General features: G+C 47.6%; 18 protein-coding genes and 2 tRNA genes. 14 read left to right on the top strand and 6 right to left on the bottom strand.

Going from position 1 to position 18,210, the window contains the following annotated elements:
- Positions 1 to 174 precede the first annotated feature (174 nt).
- The 4 genes from BQ5809_RS05880 (at position 175) to BQ5809_RS05865 (ending at position 4,868) form a co-directional block, all read left to right on the top strand.
- The gene (locus tag BQ5809_RS05880; protein ID WP_003786276.1) at positions 175 to 942 is read left to right on the top strand and encodes a (Fe-S)-binding protein; all 768 of its coding nucleotides are present in this window, start codon (positions 175 to 177) and stop codon (positions 940 to 942) included.
- Entirely contained in the window at positions 939 to 1,637 is a 699-nt protein-coding gene (locus BQ5809_RS05875; protein ID WP_003786273.1) for a LutC/YkgG family protein, read from the top strand. Before BQ5809_RS05880 ends, BQ5809_RS05875 begins: the two co-directional genes overlap by 4 nt.
- A complete protein-coding gene (locus BQ5809_RS05870) occupies positions 1,634 to 3,085 on the top strand; it encodes a LutB/LldF family L-lactate oxidation iron-sulfur protein (RefSeq protein WP_003786270.1) in 1,452 nt (483 codons plus the stop codon). The genes BQ5809_RS05875 and BQ5809_RS05870 overlap by 4 nt, the downstream gene beginning before the upstream one ends.
- 139 nt (positions 3,086 to 3,224) lie before the next feature.
- Positions 3,225 to 4,868 carry a lactate permease LctP family transporter gene (locus BQ5809_RS05865; protein ID WP_003786268.1) on the top strand — a complete coding sequence of 548 codons (1,644 nt, stop codon included), beginning with the start codon at positions 3,225 to 3,227 and terminating at the stop codon, positions 4,866 to 4,868.
- Positions 4,869 to 4,991: 123 nt separating this feature from the next.
- On the opposite strand, the gene BQ5809_RS05860 is transcribed toward BQ5809_RS05865, so the two are convergent.
- A complete protein-coding gene (locus BQ5809_RS05860; RefSeq protein ID WP_003786266.1) occupies positions 4,992 to 5,789 on the bottom strand; it encodes a transporter substrate-binding domain-containing protein in 798 nt (265 codons plus the stop codon).
- A 179-nt stretch (positions 5,790 to 5,968) separates the two neighbouring features.
- Here BQ5809_RS05860 and aroA point away from each other — a divergent pair, with 179 nt between their 5' ends.
- The 10 genes from aroA (at position 5,969) to BQ5809_RS10340 (ending at position 14,907) form a co-directional block, all read left to right on the top strand.
- Entirely contained in the window at positions 5,969 to 7,264 is a 1,296-nt protein-coding gene (gene aroA, locus BQ5809_RS05855; protein WP_003786264.1) for a 3-phosphoshikimate 1-carboxyvinyltransferase, read from the top strand.
- A gap of 139 nt (positions 7,265 to 7,403) precedes the next feature.
- The gene (locus BQ5809_RS05850) at positions 7,404 to 8,438 is read left to right on the top strand and encodes an ABC transporter substrate-binding protein (protein WP_003786263.1); all 1,035 of its coding nucleotides are present in this window, start codon (positions 7,404 to 7,406) and stop codon (positions 8,436 to 8,438) included.
- Between the two features lie 100 nt (positions 8,439 to 8,538).
- Positions 8,539 to 10,662 carry a tetratricopeptide repeat protein gene (locus BQ5809_RS05845; protein WP_003786261.1) on the top strand — a complete coding sequence of 708 codons (2,124 nt, stop codon included), beginning with the start codon at positions 8,539 to 8,541 and terminating at the stop codon, positions 10,660 to 10,662.
- A gap of 211 nt (positions 10,663 to 10,873) precedes the next feature.
- Entirely contained in the window at positions 10,874 to 11,473 is a 600-nt protein-coding gene (locus tag BQ5809_RS05840) for an outer membrane lipoprotein LolB (RefSeq protein WP_003786257.1), read from the top strand.
- Between the two features lie 11 nt (positions 11,474 to 11,484).
- A complete protein-coding gene (gene ispE / locus BQ5809_RS05835) occupies positions 11,485 to 12,339 on the top strand; it encodes a 4-(cytidine 5'-diphospho)-2-C-methyl-D-erythritol kinase (protein WP_003786256.1) in 855 nt (284 codons plus the stop codon).
- An 84-nt stretch (positions 12,340 to 12,423) separates the two neighbouring features.
- A tRNA-Gln gene (locus BQ5809_RS05830) sits at positions 12,424 to 12,500 on the top strand.
- Positions 12,501 to 12,513: 13 nt separating this feature from the next.
- A tRNA-Gln gene (locus BQ5809_RS05825) sits at positions 12,514 to 12,590 on the top strand.
- Positions 12,591 to 12,771: 181 nt separating this feature from the next.
- On the top strand, positions 12,772 to 13,755 hold the full coding sequence (locus BQ5809_RS05820; RefSeq protein WP_174259093.1) for a ribose-phosphate pyrophosphokinase: 984 nt from the start codon (positions 12,772 to 12,774) through the stop codon (positions 13,753 to 13,755).
- Positions 13,756 to 13,877: 122 nt separating this feature from the next.
- Complete coding sequence (locus tag BQ5809_RS05815) at positions 13,878 to 14,444, top strand: 50S ribosomal protein L25/general stress protein Ctc (protein WP_003786252.1); 567 nt, start codon at positions 13,878 to 13,880, stop codon at positions 14,442 to 14,444.
- A gap of 280 nt (positions 14,445 to 14,724) precedes the next feature.
- Positions 14,725 to 14,907, top strand: a complete 183-nt coding sequence (locus BQ5809_RS10340; protein WP_003786250.1) for a hypothetical protein — start codon at positions 14,725 to 14,727, stop codon at positions 14,905 to 14,907.
- Between the two features lie 205 nt (positions 14,908 to 15,112).
- Here the strand turns inward: BQ5809_RS10340 and BQ5809_RS05810 are convergent, their stop codons facing one another.
- From BQ5809_RS05810 to BQ5809_RS05790, 5 genes are all read right to left on the bottom strand, one after another.
- Positions 15,113 to 15,880: a sulfite exporter TauE/SafE family protein gene (locus tag BQ5809_RS05810; protein ID WP_003786248.1), complete on the bottom strand. Its 768-nt coding sequence runs from the start codon at positions 15,878 to 15,880 to the stop codon at positions 15,113 to 15,115.
- A gap of 114 nt (positions 15,881 to 15,994) precedes the next feature.
- Positions 15,995 to 16,699 carry an ABC transporter permease subunit gene (locus BQ5809_RS11455; RefSeq protein WP_407928298.1) on the bottom strand — a complete coding sequence of 235 codons (705 nt, stop codon included), beginning with the start codon at positions 16,697 to 16,699 and terminating at the stop codon, positions 15,995 to 15,997.
- Between the two features lie 315 nt (positions 16,700 to 17,014).
- Complete coding sequence (locus BQ5809_RS05800) at positions 17,015 to 17,452, bottom strand: DNA adenine methylase (RefSeq protein WP_003789006.1); 438 nt, start codon at positions 17,450 to 17,452, stop codon at positions 17,015 to 17,017.
- 143 nt (positions 17,453 to 17,595) lie between these two features.
- Complete coding sequence (locus tag BQ5809_RS05795) at positions 17,596 to 17,952, bottom strand: hypothetical protein (protein ID WP_234982869.1); 357 nt, start codon at positions 17,950 to 17,952, stop codon at positions 17,596 to 17,598.
- Positions 17,897 to 18,106, bottom strand: a complete 210-nt coding sequence (locus tag BQ5809_RS05790; protein WP_032133698.1) for a hypothetical protein — start codon at positions 18,104 to 18,106, stop codon at positions 17,897 to 17,899. The genes BQ5809_RS05795 and BQ5809_RS05790 overlap by 56 nt, the downstream gene beginning before the upstream one ends.
- Positions 18,107 to 18,210 lie beyond the last annotated feature (104 nt).

Here is an 18,210-nt window from a genome sequence, read left to right as displayed (position 1 = left end):
ACCAAATCAACCGCTACTTCCTATCAATAAAGCCCCTATTTAAGCCCTTTTCTTGCATTAAACCGTCATTTCCCACTTGACCACATAAAATTACATCGCGTAAAGTAATGCAAACATAGATGCACAGTCAAAAAACAACGCATCGTTATTCAAACAAGAAAAAAGAACACAATCATGAATACTCAAACCACCACCAGCATCGGTAAACCCACCGATGTTTATTTCTTTGGTACTTGCTTGCTGGATTTATTTATGCCCGAAGCAGGCATGGACGCGATGACACTGTTGGAGCAACAAGGCATTCGCGTGCATTATCCAATGGAGCAAAGTTGTTGCGGTCAGCCTGCGTTTTCGTCTGGACATCGTGAAGAATCGTTTACGGTGGCAGCCGCGCAGTTGGATTTGTTCCCCGAAAATTATCCAATTGTTGTGCCATCTGGTTCGTGCGGTGGCATGATGAAACACCACTGGCCTGCGTTGTTCAAAGGCAGTGAACACGAAGCGCGCGCCAACGAATTAGCCAGTCGCGTGGTGGAGTTCACCAATTTTTTGGTGGACATTGGTTACGAGCCACAAGACAAGGGCGAACCTGTTAAAGTGGCGGTGCATACTTCTTGTTCAGCACGCCGCGAAATGGGCGTACACATCACAGGCTGGAAATTGATTGACGGCTTGCAAAATGTAGAACGCATTGTGCATGACCACGAAAGCGAATGTTGCGGATTTGGCGGTACGTTTTCCGTTAAACAATCCGATATTTCGGGCGCGATGGTAACGGACAAAGTGGCTGCACTCAAAGAAACGCAAGCAACCGAAATCGTGAGTGCCGATGCAGGCTGCATGATGAATATTGGTGGCAAAATCGCCAAAGACGAGCCAAATATGCCGCGCCCCAAACACATTGCTACTTTCTTGTTGGAACGCACAGGAGGCAAAGCATGAGCGCGAGAGACAATATTTTAGCCAAATTGCGCCAAACCAATGCCTATCCTATGGCTGAACCGCAAACATTTGATTACTACGAAGAAATGTCGCCCACTTGGGACAGCGAAATCGACCGCTTAAAACATTGGGCAAAATGTATGCGTGCTGTAAAAACCGAGATTTTTTGGGTACGCGAACACAACTGGGAAGAAACTTTGGTGCAAGTTGCGCAGCAAAAAAATCTGCAAAACTTGTTGCTATCGCCCCAAACCGAACACGGTAAACGCGCCGAACAAGCGGTGCAGGCTGCTTCTATTACGCCGCGCCACTTTGTTCAAAAAATGGAAGATTGGAAACACGAGTTTTTTGCCGACATTCAAGCAGGTTTTACCACGTCTTTATGCGGTATCGCGCACACAGGCACGTTGATGCAAATCTCTTCGCCCGAAGAACCGCGCAGCCAAAGCCTTGTGCCACCTGTACACATTTGCTTGTTTGACACCAGCAAAATGTATGACACATTTCATGCGGCTTTGCATGGCGAGCAACTGGGCAACAATATGCCCACCAATGTGATTTTGGTATCTGGCCCGTCCAAAACGGCAGATATTCAACTCACGCTTGCTTTTGGCGCACACGGCCCACGCGATATGGTGGTGCTGGCGGTGTTGCCTAGCCACATCAACCCTGCCGATTTGAAGGACAACGCATGAACACGCAAACCGTACATTTCCACCCACGCCCAGAAACATTCAAAGCCAATGCGCGTGAAGCCTTGGGCAACAAACCATTGCGTAAAAGCCTACGCACGGCAATGAATATGCTGATGACCAAACGCAAAATGGTGTTGTCAGACGAACAAGAATTGCAAATGTTGCGAACCTTGTGCGAACACATTCGCCAGCGTTCTTTGTCTAAATTGCCCGATTTATTGGTGCAGTTGGAAGAAAACTTAACCCGATTGGGCGTACACGTTCACTGGGCAGAAACGCCCGATGAAGCCTGCCAAATCATTCACGGCATTGTCCAAAAACACAATGGCAAGCTCATGGTTAAAGGCAAATCGATGGTGAGCGAAGAAATTGAGCTAAACCATTATTTAGCCGACTGCGGTGTACAAGCCATTGAAAGCGATTTGGGCGAATACATCGTACAAATGGCAGGCGAAAAACCCACACACATTGTGATGCCCGCCATTCACAAAACCAAAGAGCAAGTGAGCGAATTGTTCCACAACAACATCGGCACAGAATTGACCGATGACGTGGACAAACTAACAGGTTTTGCACGAGCCGCTTTGCGTGATGTTTATCGCACAGCCGATGTGGGATTGAGTGGCGTGAACTTTGCCGTAGCCGAAACAGGTACATTGTGTTTGGTAGAAAACGAAGGCAACGGACGCTTATCCACCACCGTTCCGCCCGTGCATATCGCGATTACGGGCATTGAAAAAGTGGTGGCAAAATTGTCGGACATTCCGCCTTTGTATAGCTTGTTGCCACGCAGCGCGATTGGTCAGCCGATTACCACTTATTTCAACATGATTACGGGCCCGCGCCGCAGCGAAGAATTGGACGGCCCGCAAGAAATGCACTTGGTGTTGCTGGACAACGGACGCAGCCAAGCCTATGGCGAAGAGCAAATGCGCCGCACGCTGCAATGTATTCGTTGCGGTGCGTGCATGAACCATTGCCCTGTGTACACGCGCATTGGCGGCGCAGCGTATGGCACAACCTATCCTGGCCCGATTGGCGAAATCTTATCGCCGCATTTGTTGGGATTGGAAACCACACGCGATTTGCCGACTGCTTGCACCATGTGTGGCGCGTGTGTGGAAGTTTGCCCAGTCAAAATCCCCATTACCGAGCAAATGCAACGCCTGCGCGAAGAAGCACAACGCGCCCCAGACGAACAAGTGGCGTATCGCATCAAAGGACAAGGCGCATCGCACACGTTGGGCGAACAAATCGCGTGGCGCGTGTTTGACGGCATTTTCAGCGGCAAAAAAGTGTATCGTGCCTTTGGTTGGGCAGCGACCACATTCCGCGGTTTAACGCCGAGCAAGCAGTTTGGTTGGACAGATAACCACGTCCCCATGCAGCCTGCACCTAAAACCCTGCATCAACTGATGGTGGAAAAGCAAAATCGCACCGCATCTTGATGATTAACCCAATTTTAAGCAGCCTGCACTTTATCTAACCCAATAAACCATGCAGGCTGCCTAAAACTATAAATCTGCTAGGCGCACACATCTTGGCAGAATTTTCCTCAACTCGCTCTATTCTTATTAGGAGAATTTTATGGAAACTTGGACGCAGAACTATGCCGCAGTAGGCAATAGCACGGTAATGACCGCGCTGGTTGCCATGTTGCCGATTGTTTTCTTCTTTGTGGCATTGACCAAGCTCAAACTCAAAGGCTATATGGCAGGTTTATGCACCTTGCTCATCGCTTTGGGCGTGGCGATTTTTGCCTTTGGTATGCCTGTTGGCATGGCCATTTCATCGGCGGCTTATGGCTTTGCTTATGGCTTATGGCCGATTGCTTGGATTATTATTACCGCCGTGTTTTTGTACAAAATCACGGTTAAAACAGGTCAATTTGACATTATTCGCGCATCGGTAATCTCTATTACAGAAGATCAACGCTTGCAAATGTTGTTGGTAGGTTTTTCATTTGGTGCATTCTTGGAAGGTGCGGCAGGTTTTGGTGCGCCCGTAGCGATTACTGCCGCTTTGTTGGTGGGTTTGGGCTTTAATCCATTGTACGCTGCTGGTTTGTGCTTGATTGCCAACACCGCACCTGTGGCGTTTGGTGCAATGGGTATTCCGATTTTGGTAGCTGGTCAAGTGTCTAACTTAGACCCATACCATATTGGTCAAGTAGCAGGTCGTCAGTTGCCAATTTTGTCAATCATCGTGCCATTTTGGTTGGTTGCGATGATGGACGGCATGCGCGGTATCAAACAAACTTATCCTGCAGTTTTGGTGGCTGGCGTGTCTTTTTCGGTTACTCAATTCATCACAGCAAACTTCATCGGCCCAGAATTGCCAGACGTTACTTCTGCATTGGTTAGCTTGATTTGCTTGTCTGCGTTCTTGAAAAAATGGCAGCCTGTGGAAATCTTCACGTTCCAAGGGATGAAAAAACCAGAAGCGCGTAAAGAAAACGAATACACCACCGCACAAGTGGTTAAAGCATGGTCGCCATTTGCAATTCTGACCGTATTCGTGAGCTTGTGGACCATTAAAGGCATACAAAAAGTGCTGGATATGGCAACCATCAAAATTGAATGGCCAGGTTTACACAATTTGGTATTAAAAGCTGCGCCAATCGTTGCCGAACCCACTCCTTATGCAGCCGTGTACAAATTAAACTTGTTCAGCGCAGTAGGTACAGCGATTTTGCTGGCAGCGATTGTGTCTATGGTTATCCTAAAAATGAAACCTGCCGAAGCGGTTAAAACATTCGGCGAAGTGTTGTATGAATTGCGCTTGTCTATCTTGTCTATCGGCTTGGTATTGGGCTTTGCGTTTGTAGCGAACTACTCTGGTTTGTCTTCTACATTGGCGTTGTTGTTGGCTGGTACAGGCGCGTTGTTCCCATTCTTCTCTCCATTCTTGGGCTGGGTGGGCGTGTTCTTGACTGGTTCGGATACTTCGGCAAATGCGTTGTTTGGTTCATTGCAAGCCAGCACGGCAAACCAACTGGGCATCACGCCTGAATTGACCGTGGCGGCAAACACCACAGGTGGCGTAACAGGTAAAATGATTTCGCCACAATCTATCGCGGTGGCTTGTGCTGCGGTGGGCTTGGAAGGCAAAGAATCTGACTTGTTCCGCTTTACCGTAAAACACAGCTTAATTTTCTGCATGTTTGTTGGTTTGCTGACCGCCACGCAACACTATTTGTTGCCATGGACGTTGATTTTCTTCTCTAAATAAAATCGCGTAAACACGATAATAAAGCAGCCTGCACTTTTTGTTTAACAGAAAGTGCAGGCTGCTTTATTTAAAAATGCAGGCTGCTTTTGCTATATTCAAAGCAGCCTGCACTTCCCCTATTCATTATCCAAAATATTTTTTATACAAGCGGTCATACGTTCCGTCTTGTTTGATTTCTTCCAAGCCCTTGTTCAACTGGTCGAGCAACTCTTTATCGTTTTGGCGCACCACAAAACCATAATCAAATTGCGGCAATTTTTCGTCTGTCACCACGCGCAAGCCTTTGTCTTTGTATTGCTGTTCATAATATTTGAGCGGCCCAATATCTTCAATTGCCGCTTCGGTGTGACCCGACATAACATTTTTTACCATTAACCAAGTGGTTTCTTTGTATTGAATTTTGTCCACAGGCACACCCTGCTGTTTGGCAAATTCATCGGACGAGGTGCCATTTTTAACCGAAATTTGATATTTTTGTAAATCAGCAAAACTGCGAATCGGCGATTTATCTAAAACCATCACCGCTGTTGTGCTTTTAAAATACGGTGTAGTAAACGCATATTTTTGTTTACGCTCTTCGTTGATGGTCACACCCGCACTCACAATATCCGCCTTATTTTGCGTTAAAGTATCAAAAATACCTTTCCATGTGTGCGCTTCAAATTTCAGCTGGAAGCCACGTTTTTCTGCAATGGCATTTAGCAGTTCAAACTCAAATCCACTTACCTGACCTTTATCATCGCGCAAAATAAACGGCACATAAGTGATTTCTGACACCACCCGATACACTTTGCCCGATGCTTGTGCCACAGCAGGTACACTACTGCTTTCGGGTTGAGCAGCCGTATTTTTGGATTCCGAACACGCAGTCAATGCCAGCATCAAGGTTGCTGCACACATGGTTTTTTTATAATTTCTCATATTGATTCCTATTAAATAATTGTTTAATCTAAAAAATAGATTAGCCGCAACTGTATATCATTTGCTTTATTCGTGTCTACTCTAAAACCAAACGTGCAGGCCGCTTTAAATATACAAAAAGCAGCCTGCACATTCACTTCACTATATAATGCAAACTTTTTTGCAAACAGAGATTCGCTATGACCGACTTCATCACACTCGCGCCACGCCAATTACAATCGCACAACACCGTTGCGCTACCAGGTTCAAAAAGCATTAGCAACCGCACTTTGCTGCTGGCGGCGTTGTCCGACAACACTTGCGAAATCCGCTCGCTGCTCAAATCGGACGACACCGACCGAATGCTAGAAGCCTTGCAACAACTGGGCATTGCGTTGCACCCACAAAGTGCAGGCTGCTTGCGCGTAACAGGGCAAGGCGGCACGTTCCCCAACACACAAGCCGATTTGTTTTTAGGCAACGCAGGCACGGCATTTCGTCCGCTAACCGCCGCATTGGCGATTTTGGGCGGCGACTACCATTTGCACGGCGTACCGCGTATGCACGAACGTCCGATTGGTGATTTGGTGGACGCACTGCGTTTGACTGGCGCACAAGTGGATTATTTGGGCAACGATGGCTATCCTCCGTTGCAAATCCACACGCGCACCGACAACCAAGTCCGCCAAATCCCAATTAAAGGCAATGTATCCAGCCAATTTTTGACCGCTTTGCTGATGGCATTGCCGCTCACAGGTCAAGCGTTTGATATTCAAGTTCAGGGCGATTTAATTTCCAAGCCCTATATTGATATTACTTTGAATTTAATGAAACAATTTGGCGTAAACGTAGAAAACGAAGCGTATCAAACGTTCCGCATTCCAGCCAATGCACGCTACCACGCGCCCGAAATCGTGAACGTGGAAGGCGATGCGTCCAGCGCGAGTTATTTCTTGGCAGCAGGTTTGTTGTCGGGCAAAGCGGTTCGCGTAACAGGTTTGGGCAAAAACGCGATTCAGGGCGATGTGGCGTTTGCGCGTGAATTGGAAAAAATCGGCGCAAGTGTTGTTTGGGGCGATGATTTTATTGAAGTGTCTCGCGCCGAAAATCAAGCCGTTTTGCCGTTTGATTTAGATGCCAACCACATTCCTGACGCGGCGATGACGCTGGCAGTCGTGGCATTAGCAACAGGCGCACCGTGCAGCATTCGCAATATTGGCTCGTGGCGCTTCAAAGAAACCGACCGCATTGCAGCGATGGCAAACGAATTGCGAAAAGTGGGCGCAACGGTAGTGGAAGAACCCGAAGCAATCCACATCACACCGCCTGCCACTTTGACCAACAACGCGATGATTGACACGTATGACGACCACCGCATGGCGATGTGTTTTTCGCTCGTGTCGCTGCTGGGCGTGTCGGTTACGATTAACGACCCAAAATGCACACACAAAACCTTCCCGACTTATTTTGATGTGTTTAATGGGTTGAGTGCGTGATTGAATCGGCAGAATAAGGTGCAGGCTGCTTTATTATTCAAAAAGCAGCCTGCACTATATCTTTACAAATTCTTTACCAATCCACACGCATTGTGATACGCTTGCCCCCCCTGTTTTCATCAATCAAGGAACACAACACATGAACACGCTTCGTTTTTCTTTGGGTTTGTTGGCAGCGACCGTTTTGGCAGCCTGCAATCCCAGCGCACAACAAACCGCCACACCTGCGCCAGCAGCAAGCAACGCCACCGCTTCTGCTCCTGCACCCACAGCCAGCGGCGAAGTCAAAAAAATCGCGATTACGTCTATCGTAGAACACCCGTCTTTGGACGCGATTCGCAAAGGCGTGCTCGACCAGCTCAAACAAGAAGGCTTTGAAGAAGGCAAAAATCTGACGGTAGATTTCCAATCGGCGCAAGGCAACCTCAGCACTGCTGCACAAATTGCCAAAAAATTCGCAGGCGACAATCCCGATGTGATTGTTGCGATTGCTACACCTAGCGCACAAGCCGTTGTAGCAGCAACCAAAACCATTCCCGTGGTATTTTCAGGCATTACCGACCCGATTGGCGCGAAATTGGTGGCATCGTGGGAGCCGTCTGGCACAAACGTAACAGGCACGTCCAACCAACACAGCCTTGAACCCGATTTGGCGTTAATGCGCGATGTTGTGCCAAACTTAAAGCAAATTGGTTATGTATATAGCCCAGGCGAAGCGAACTCGGTTAGCACGCTCAACGCCCTGCGCGAAGAAGCGAAAAAATACGGCATTGAAGTGGTGGAAGCCCCAGCGCAAACCACGTCCAATGTTTTGACTGCTGCGCGTAGCTTAAAAGACAAAGTGCAAGTGTTGTACACCGCGCACGACAACAACGTGGTGGCGGCATACGAGTCAATGTACAAAGCCGCGGTGGAAATGAAAATCCCATTGATTGCGTCCGACACCAAATCGGTGGAACGTGGCGCAGCAGCAGCTGTGGGCGTAGATGACTACAAAATCGGCTTGGCAAGCGGCAAAATGGCAGCGCAAATCTTGAACGGCACGACGGCTGGCAGCATTGCGCCAACCAAACCAACCGAGTTTGAATTGCACTTGAACCCGAAATTTGCCGCAGAACAAGGCGTGCAATTTAATGACGATTTGCGTAAACGCGCGACTCGTGTGATTGAGTAAAACACAAAGTGCAGGCTACTTTGCCCAAAAAAGCAGCCTGCACTTTTTTCTTTTGTGATACAGTTAGCACCATTTTTATGGATTGATTAGCGAGATAACTATGTTCCGCACTAAATTATTGGCAAGCGTGGTGGCGACTGCGTTTGCTGTATCGTCTGCTTATGTGCAGGCTGCTCCGCAAAACAAACCTGCGTCCAATAGCAAAACGCAAACACGCCCAGCAGCAAAAAATCAAAACAACAGCAACACGCGCAAACCCGCGCAGGCTGCTTCATCGCGCAAAAACAATGCGTCTAGCAACAATAAATCTACCGCCAATAATGCGCGTAAACCTACGATAAATAAGCCCGAACGCAGCAAACCTGCATCAAGCAAACCTACCACCAATAAACCTGCGGCTAGCAAACCTGTATCAACCAAACCTACGACATCAACCAAACCCAATGCCAGCAAGCCAGCATCAACCAATACGCGCCCTGTGATTCAGCCCAACAGGGGACGACAATTAGATGACGCTGCCTTGGCAGCCGAAGCAAACCGCTACGAACGAGCCAAAGAGCAAGCCGCAACCATGATGAGCCTGCTAGCTGGCGAAATCGCGCACACACAAGGCGATGCGCGTACTTCGTTGGGCTTGTATTTGACAACGCTCAAACACTCACGCAGCCCAGAAGTGGCAGAACGTGCCATGGAATTGGCGATTCAAGCGCGCGCTTATCCGATTGCCGAAGCGATTTATCAACAATGGCAAGAAATCGAACCGCAATCCAGCCCAGCTTTGCGCCGTTTAGCATTGGGACGCGCGTTGGCAGTGGGCGAAGCCGAACCTGTGGTGCAAACGCTGGAAACGGTGCTTGCTGAATCCAACGCCGAGCAGCAACAGCGTTTGTTTATCATGTTGGCGCAAATGAGCGTGGTGCAAGACGATTTGGCGAAACAAGTAAACCAAGTAGCGCATCGTGCCGCGCTCAAATACCCGCAACTAGCAGAAGCAGCGATTGCCGATGCCTTAATTAGCGCGGCGAACAATCGCGAAAACGATGCTTTGGAAGCCGTGCAGCGTTTGGCAAATGTGGATAAAGAATTGAATTATGTTACCACTTTGGCATTGGGCGTTTTATCGCAAAAACACCCAGAAGTGTTTAATCGCTTTTTTGCAACCACGCCTGCCGACAAGTTGTCTAACGCATGGCGCGTATTGGAAGTGGAAAGCCTGATTACGGCAAAAGAATTTGAACGCGCCGAACAAAAATTATCGGGCTTATTAAGCGACACGCCTGATTCGCGCTTGTATTTTATGGCAGCCAGCATCGCCATGGCGCAAGAGCAAGAAGTGCAAACCGTGTTGGGCTATTTGGACAAAGCCTATCAAATTGGTCAAGCCGAACAAAAAGGCAGAACAGCTTTAACCGCAGCCATTTTCTTGACCCAGTCGGGTAGTCAATATATGGATAACGCGGTTGAGTGGGCGAAAAAAATCCCACAAAATGGCGAATTTTCGTTTGATGCCAATGCTTTATTAGCCAGTTTGATGATAGAGAAAAAACAATGGCAACAAGCCGAACAATACGCCCTTGCTGCCGAAAAAATGCCCGAACAAGAAGGACATTTCTTTTCGCGCCAAGATATTCAGCGCACTTTGTTGTATTTGATTACCAAAACCAAACCGCTTGATGTGGCAATTAAGGAATTGGACAGCCGCCTGAATCAAGCTAAACGCATCACCAACGCCAGCCAGCGCACCGATGCGATTGCGGAAATTTATTACAACCGCGGCTTACTCTACACTTCCCAAGCGCAAACCATGGCAAAAGGCATTGCCGATTTCCGCCAATATTTGAAGCTCAAACCCAACGATGCCAGCGGTCAAAACGCATTGGGCTATTCGCTGCTGGAATGGGATAGCCAATACTTAAACGAAGCGTTTGATTTGATTTACGCCGCCTATCAACAAAACACCGAAAGCGCGGCAATCAACGACAGCTTGGGTTGGGCATACTACAAAAAAGGCGAAGTGCAGGCTGCTTTGCCGTATTTGGAATTTGCCTACGAACATTCTGCCGATGCCGAAACAGGCGCACATTTGGGCGAAGTATATTGGCAGCTCGGTCAAAAAGACGAAGCGCGGCGCGTATGGCAAGAATCGTGGAAAACGCAACCCGATGACGAAGTGCTAAAACGTACTTTGCAGAAATTTGGGATTACGTTCCCAGCCAATCCATAAACCACAAAAAGCAGCCTGCACTTTCCAAATGCAGGCTGAGACCTTTGCAAAACCCCAGATTTGAGTGCAGTTCAAAGTGATAGCATCGCAGAACGCGCAGATAATATTAAAATATTTTCAAGCGTTCGAGAAGCGCATCACGAAGAAATGCACCAAAGATGGGGTTCTGCAAAGGTCTCAGGCTGCTTTGATACTAAATTAGGTCATCATCATGAACAAACTCTGGCTTATCTTGGGCGCAAATCTATTTTTGGCAGCCTGCACATCATTGGACGCGCCCTTGCAAACACAAGCCCCAGCGCAATGGCAAGCGCAACGCAACTGGCAAAGTTTCAGCAGCAGCGGACGCTTTGCCGTTAAAAATGGCAACACTGGGCAATCGGCGCATTTTGATTGGCGCAAAGAAAATGGCGTAGAGCAATTTGACATCAACACGCCATTGGGCAATACAGTTGGGCAGCTTTGCCAAGACGCGCAAGGTGCCATCGCCATCGACCACAACAATCGCGCCTACACCGCAGAAAACGCCGAAGCATTGAGCGCACAGCTCATTGGCTACCCCTTGCCGCTGCAATATTTGAGCGTATGGGCAAATGGCGAATGGGTTGCCAGCGCACCGCATTCGTTTGATGACGCAGGCAGGCTGCACCAATTTGGTTGGCAAATTGAACGCGAAGCCAACGAAGACGGCACACCAAGCAGCCTGCACTTGGAAAACGCACCATTTAGCCTACGCATGGTGTTTAGCGACAACCAACGCCAAGCAGGCAACGCGCCCAGCCAAACCGCCCTTTGTCCAACCCGAAATTGACGAGCGTTTTTATGTTACCGCAACGCCTACCGCACTACCCTGCCCCAGCCAAACTCAATCTAGACCTACGCATCATCGGCAGGCTGCCCAACGGCTACCACGAATTGGAAAGCATTTTTGTGTTGATTGATTTATGCGACACGCTGGCAATTCAATCGCGCAACGATTCACAAATTATCTTGCACACGCCCACGCAAGGCGTATCACCCGAACAAGATTTGACCGTTCGTGCCGCCAAATTATTGCAGCAACACACAAGCAGCCTGCACGGCGCAGACATTTGGTTGCACAAACAAATCCCAATGGGCGGTGGTTTGGGCGGTGGCAGCTCCAATGCAGCAACCGTGTTGTGGGTGCTCAACCAGCTATGGCAATGTCAGCTCAACACCGAACAGCTCATCGCATTAGGCGTACAACTGGGCGCAGACGTGCCGTTTTTCCTGTTTGGGCAAACCGCTTTTGCGCGTGGCATTGGCGAAAAACTGCAACCCATCAGCGTTCCAGCGCAGCATTATGTGTTGGTGCGCCCCGATGAACACGTTGCCACGCCCAACATTTTTGCTCACCCCGATTTACCGCGCAACAGCCCCAGCAACCCCAATCCCACTTGGGAAAACCTGCAACCACATCGCAACGATATGCAAAACATCGTGCTGCAAAGCTATCCAAAAGTGCAGGCTGCTTTTGACCAGCTCGCCCAATATGGCACACCGCGTATGACAGGTTCAGGTTCATGCCTATTTTTGCCATGCGATTCAGCCGAACACGCACAGCAAATCCAAAGCCAATTGCCAAGCAGCCTGCAAAACTGGTATATACAAAACCAAGCGAAGCACCCTTTATTTGAAATATTTTCAAATAGATAAAAATTTATAAATAAAATAGGCTTGACGACTGCGTGCAAAATAAACATAATAAGCGCTTTCCAATCGCACAAACGCGATTAAAGTTGGGGATTCGCCAAGTTGGTTAAGGCATCGGATTTTGATTCCGACATGCGTAGGTTCGAATCCTACATCCCCAGCCAAAACCTATTTTATTGGGGATTCGCCAAGTTGGTTAAGGCATCGGATTTTGATTCCGACATGCGTAGGTTCGAATCCTACATCCCCAGCCAAATCAAATGCCTATGTTTTTACGAACATAGGCATTTATTTTTTGATTTAACCCACTTTAACCGCAAATTACAATCGCGTATAATCGCGCACGTCTCGTAAGGGCAAATCTCAATTCTCAATGCGAAAGGGTAACGCATGTTCCCCAATCCCAAAATCCAACCCAATCAATCAGGTGAAGAAATGGCTTTTGATAGCTTAATGGTGTTTACAGGCAACGCCAATCCCGAAATGGCACAACGTGTCGCCAAACATTTAGACACAGCTTTGGGCAATGCGTCCGTTAAAAAATTCTCGGACGGCGAAGTGGCTGTTGAATTATTGGAAAATGTGCGTGGTCGCGATGTGTTCATCTTGCAACCCACTTGCGCCCCAACCAACGATAATTTAATGGAAATTTTGACGATGGCAGACGCACTCAAACGCGCATCGGCAGGTCGTATTACTGCTGCCATTCCGTATTTTGGTTATGCACGTCAAGACCGCCGCCCCCGTTCGGCTCGCGTTCCCATTTCTGCTAAATTGGTTGCCAATATGCTCGAAGCAGCAGGCATCGACCGTGTTTTAACAGTAGATTTGCATGCCGACCAAATTCAAGGTTTTTTCAACATTCCTGTGGACAACATCTATGCCACACCCATTTTGACACACGACATCATGTCGCAACGCATCGACAATTTGTTGGTGGTTAGCCCCGATATTGGTGGCGTAGTGCGTGCGCGTGCTGTTGCCAAAATGCTCAACACCGACTTGGCGATTATCGACAAACGTCGCCCCAAAGCCAATGTTGCCGAAGTCATGAACATTATTGGCGATGTAAATGGCAAAACTTGCTTGCTGATTGATGACATGATTGACACCGCCAACACCTTGTGCAAAGCGGCATCGGCGTTAAAAGAACGTGGTGCAGAACGTGTTTTGGCTTATGCAACCCACGCCGTATTCTCGGGTGGCGCAGTGGAGCGTTTGAATACTTCTGACATCGACCAGGTGGTCATTACCGACACCATTCCATTGTCAGATGCCGCCAAAGCCAGCGGCAAAATCCGCCAAGTTTCGATTGCTGGCTTGCTGGCAGAAACCATTAGACGTATTTCCAACGAAGAATCAGTATCTTATCTTTTCAACGAAGAATTAGTACACCCTAATTCGTTCATTTTGTTGTAGAATACGCGGTTTGCAAGATTTCAGGCTGTCTGAATCGTTTTTCAGGCAGCTTGTTTGTTTGGTTGCAGAGTTGGTCGCAGCTCGGTAGCAACTATTTTTTCATTTAACTTTAAGGAATTAACATGACTGTTATTCAAGCAACTATTCGTTCTGAGCAAGGTACGGGTGCGAGCCGCCGCCTGCGTCATAACGCACAAGTTCCAGCCGTTGTTTACGGTTTGGGCGAAACCAAAGCGATTACCGTTGACCACAAAGAAATGTACTTCGCTTTGCAAAAAGAAACTTTCTTCACGCAAGTGTTGAAATTGAGCATTGACGGCAAAGAGCAAAACGTGATTGTGCGAGATTACCAAATGCACCCTGTTAAACGCCAAGTAACCCACATTGACTTCCAAGCGATTGACGTGAACCAACCTGTTCGCATCAAATTGCCTGTTCACATTGTAAACGCAGAAATTTCTCACGCTGTTAAATTGCAAAGCGGTCGCGTTTCTTTGTTGGTAACCGTGGTAGATTGTTTGGTTGACCCAAAAAATATTCCTGCTGCTTTGGAATTGGATTGCGAAAAAGTGGTGGCTGGCGACATCTTGCACTTGTCTGACATCAAATACCCAGAAGGCGTACAAAGCATTGCATTGAAACGCAATAGCAACTTGGCTGTGGCAACGGTTACAGGCAAAAAACGCTAATCGTATCGCATAATAAAAACCGCTGTTTGATAAATTGAAAACGGCGGTTTTTTGTATAACCAAAGCAGCCTGCACTTTTCTGACCCAAAAACAAAGATTGGGACAAAAAGTGCAGGCTGAAACCTTATATATTGCCCGAAGTTCAAATGGCAGAGAGCGAATCCAAGCGTAGGTATGGCGGTGCAATGCCATGCACGTACCCCATTCGCAGAAATACAAATCAATCTGTAATTAAAGCCTTTTGAATTGTACAAATGTTCAAATTCAAGGGGCTTTAAACATGAAACCAAGAATCTACAAAATCGTATATCGCGAAGATAAATCAATCTACATATTCCGCACACCGCGCACAGAGAAAGAATTTCAGACGTATGAAGAAGCGCGTGCAGCATTCGACAAAGTTCGCAAGCCAAAAGAATGGATTTTGTACTACTCTAAACCTACTTTGTCAGGCTATTTATAGTGGATTAAATTTAGATTAGGACAAGGCGACAACGACCGCCGTGTACATCTAGTACATAAGGGAGTTGGCAACGCTGTACTAATCTAAATTTAATTCACTATATTTTGACTATCAACACAAAATTAAAGCATAGCAATAACAAAGTGCAGGCTGCTTTTTGATACAAAAACACATCAAAAAGCAGCCTGCAATTTTATCCCCAAAATCACTTCCACAAATCCCAAGCAAATTTGCCAATCAACAAACACAGCAACAGCATAAACCCTTTGCGTAACCAAACCGTGCCGCCACGCACCGCCAGCCACGAACCAGTCCAGCCGCCCAATAAATTCGCCACCGCCAACGGAATCGCCCATTCCCACACAATATAGCCATTGGGGATAAAGTAACACAGCGCCGCCAAATTCGTGGTTAGGTTAATGATTTTGGCGGACGCGGTTGCCTGCAAAAAGTCGTAAGCGAAAAATCGGATAAACACAAACGCCAGCAAGCTGCCCGTTCCTGGCCCGAATACGCCGTCATACAGACCAATCGCCGCGCCAGCACCCAAACCCAACAGCCATTCGCGGCGCGTTAAAGCATCGTGGCGCACCAGTTGCCCAAAGTCTTTTTTGGCGAATGTATAGACAAACATCAGCAACATAATCACCAACATCGCAGGCTTCATGTGCTGCACGGGAATCAGAGCCGCTAATTTCGCGCCTCCATACGATGCCGCAAATGCCAACACAGCCGCTGGCAACAGCATTTTCCACGCCAATTTTACTTTTCGCGCATATTGCACCGCCGCCATCAACGTGCCAGCACACGATGCTGCTTTGTTGATACCCAACACCGTTGCCACAGGCAAGTGGGCAGGCAGCAAGCCAAACAAAGTGGGAATTTGCAGCAAACCGCCACCGCCCACCGCCGCGTCCATTAAGCCAGCGGCAAAGCCTGTTAGCAACAATAAAATGAGTGTGAGTTCGTCCATGAAAAATTCCAGTTTAAAAAAAGTTTACATTATAACGCCAAAGCAGCCTACACTTTGAATCAACCAAAATGCAGGCTGCTTTTTGCACAATTTATGAATACGCGCCCCCTGTCTTTAATGATTCAAAATCTTGGATAAAAATAACTGGGCGCGTTCGCTGCGCGGACTACCAAAAAATTCGTCTTTGCTGCAATCTTCAATAATTCGCCCTTTATCCATAAAAATCAAACGGTTCGCTACTTTTTTCGCAAAACCCATTTCGTGTGTTACGCACATCATCGTCATGCCTTCGCGCGTCAATTCCACCATCACGTCCAACACTTTGTTAATCATTTCGGGAGCTAGCGCGGAAGTTGGCTCGTCAAACAACATCGCAATTGGGGTCATGCTCAACGCGCTAATCACAAAATACACCGCGCCAACCACCAAAATATAGGCTTCGGGAAAGGCATTGGGAACAACGTAATACCAAATAAACAACTGCACCAGCAACGGCACATTGCGAAACAAAGTAACATAGGTCGATGTAATGTGGTTTGCCATTTTATTAGGTAAGGTTCGCATCACACCCAATATGGCTGACTTGGCTCGTGCGCCAGCCAGCAACACATCGTCCATCATAAAGGCTTGTACGCGACCGTTTTGCAGCATCAAAAATGCTTCGCCGTGGTCTTTGGCAGAAATAATGTTCATATCCATTTTTTCTTTTTCGTTGTACTCTTTGAGCATACGTTCAGACGTTGTGCCTGCGGTGGTTACAACCGTTTTGCCTTTCAAATCGGGATAATCTTTGATGCCTGATGCTTTATCTATCAGCAAGCGAGTACCAACAACAAAAAAGTTATAAAAAAAAGCCACTTGTTTTTGGCGTTTGATGCCACGCGCGAAATTCTCCCCACATTTTGCAAGATAAACCCACTTATTATTTATTTCATACCGTGCAACAAAGTTTCAAATCCTGCTTATTGCAAGCAGGATTTTTTACAACTGTGCAAATTGAGCAATCTCATCGCTGGCTATTACCTATAAAACCGCTGCAACTTTGATACCATAAACGTTTGGATTTGAATTTATAGCATCAAATATAACAACAGCGACGTTGCAGTCGCTTTTGTTGTTGCAGGCTGCTTGAAATCAGTAGTTACAAATAACCAACTCACCACGCTGTATGCGGCTTTCTGCTTTGCGCCCCACAGAATAAGCTAGCTGCAATTCTGTAATATTAAACTCGGCAAACAATGCGCGAATATCGGGGTGGTCATTAATACTCAACATCATCTTACCTTGCATGGTTCGCATCGTTTGAGCAAGCTGTTCGTATTCCGTCCAATCAAATACACGCTCGTAACCTGTGACTTGCCAGTACGGTGGGTCGGCATAAAAGAATGTATGCGGTCGGTCGTAGCGTTTGACACAACGTTGCCACGGTTCGTTTTCAATGAATACCCCACCTAGCCGTTGTCGTGCAGCCTGCAATTTTTCGGCGATTTGCGTTGCATTCCATGCTTTTTCTGTCGTCGCTGTACCAAATGTTTGACCCGTTGTTTTGCCACCAAAGGTATTGCACTGCAAATATAAAAGAACCGTGCTGCACGTTGAATATCAGTCAGTAATTCGGGTGGCGTAGCGTGCAGGCGTGGGAACGGTGCTCGTTACACCGCCACGCAGCCGTTTTTGTTTTGTCTACCCTGTCTGTGTTTCAGACAGGGTTTTTGCTATTTCAGGCTGCCTGAAAGCTGTTTCGCCAACCCATTCGGACTAAACCGCGCAGGCTGGTCATAACCCAAGCAGCCTGCACACCATTCGCTGCAAAACCATTTTTTCACGTTTTGGCGCAAGGCAGGTAAGGCAATCCCCAAACAGCCAGCCCAATCGTACTTCGCACCTTTGGTTTGAGCGTTAAACTCATGTATGCGCTGCTCAGGCAAATCCACGCGGATTAAATCCCACTTGTCAGGCGGCAAGGGCATGACTTTGAAGCGCACACCGCCGTCTCGGATTGAACTGGAATAGCAGCTATATACGCCATTTACCGTTCTGCCAAACGTGCGCGGTACTTGGGCGCGGTACAATTTGCAAATCTTGGGTAATGTACGCGCCTTGATTTAATGCATTTAAAAAGGCTTGGTGCTGCTCGGCAGTAATGGTTTGCGCGGTTTGAGGTACGGTTTCGTGAATGGTGTCGTCAAAAAATGTTTGTACGCCGTAATCAAAATAAATACTCATCGATTATCTCCTTTAAAAACCGATTGCAAACCAGCGCACTCCGCCAGCCTCTGCACCTGTGTACATTTCTCGTACATAGGCTGTGAAATTGTGATTACGCAAAG

The sequence above is a fragment of the Kingella kingae ATCC 23330 genome (assembly GCF_900111845.1).
Classification (GTDB): Bacteria; Pseudomonadota; Gammaproteobacteria; order Burkholderiales; family Neisseriaceae; genus Kingella; species Kingella kingae.
The sequence above is the reverse complement of the archived record's forward strand: the minus strand, read 5'-3'. Positions and strand labels throughout refer to the sequence as shown.

Coding starts and splice junctions, on each gene's coding strand:
- BQ5809_RS05880 (WP_003786276.1), top strand. CDS start 175: ATGAATACTCAAACCACCACCAGCATCGGTAAACCCACCGATGTTTAT.
- BQ5809_RS05875 (WP_003786273.1), top strand. CDS start 939: ATGAGCGCGAGAGACAATATTTTAGCCAAATTGCGCCAAACCAATGCC.
- BQ5809_RS05870 (WP_003786270.1), top strand. CDS start 1,634: ATGAACACGCAAACCGTACATTTCCACCCACGCCCAGAAACATTCAAA.
- BQ5809_RS05865 (WP_003786268.1), top strand. CDS start 3,225: ATGGAAACTTGGACGCAGAACTATGCCGCAGTAGGCAATAGCACGGTA.
- BQ5809_RS05860 (WP_003786266.1), bottom strand. CDS start 5,789: ATGAGAAATTATAAAAAAACCATGTGTGCAGCAACCTTGATGCTGGCA.
- aroA (WP_003786264.1), top strand. CDS start 5,969: ATGACCGACTTCATCACACTCGCGCCACGCCAATTACAATCGCACAAC.
- BQ5809_RS05850 (WP_003786263.1), top strand. CDS start 7,404: ATGAACACGCTTCGTTTTTCTTTGGGTTTGTTGGCAGCGACCGTTTTG.
- BQ5809_RS05845 (WP_003786261.1), top strand. CDS start 8,539: ATGTTCCGCACTAAATTATTGGCAAGCGTGGTGGCGACTGCGTTTGCT.
- BQ5809_RS05840 (WP_003786257.1), top strand. CDS start 10,874: ATGAACAAACTCTGGCTTATCTTGGGCGCAAATCTATTTTTGGCAGCC.
- ispE (WP_003786256.1), top strand. CDS start 11,485: ATGTTACCGCAACGCCTACCGCACTACCCTGCCCCAGCCAAACTCAAT.
- BQ5809_RS05820 (WP_174259093.1), top strand. CDS start 12,772: ATGGCTTTTGATAGCTTAATGGTGTTTACAGGCAACGCCAATCCCGAA.
- BQ5809_RS05815 (WP_003786252.1), top strand. CDS start 13,878: ATGACTGTTATTCAAGCAACTATTCGTTCTGAGCAAGGTACGGGTGCG.
- BQ5809_RS10340 (WP_003786250.1), top strand. CDS start 14,725: ATGAAACCAAGAATCTACAAAATCGTATATCGCGAAGATAAATCAATC.
- BQ5809_RS05810 (WP_003786248.1), bottom strand. CDS start 15,880: ATGGACGAACTCACACTCATTTTATTGTTGCTAACAGGCTTTGCCGCT.
- BQ5809_RS05790 (WP_032133698.1), bottom strand. CDS start 18,106: ATGAGTATTTATTTTGATTACGGCGTACAAACATTTTTTGACGACACC.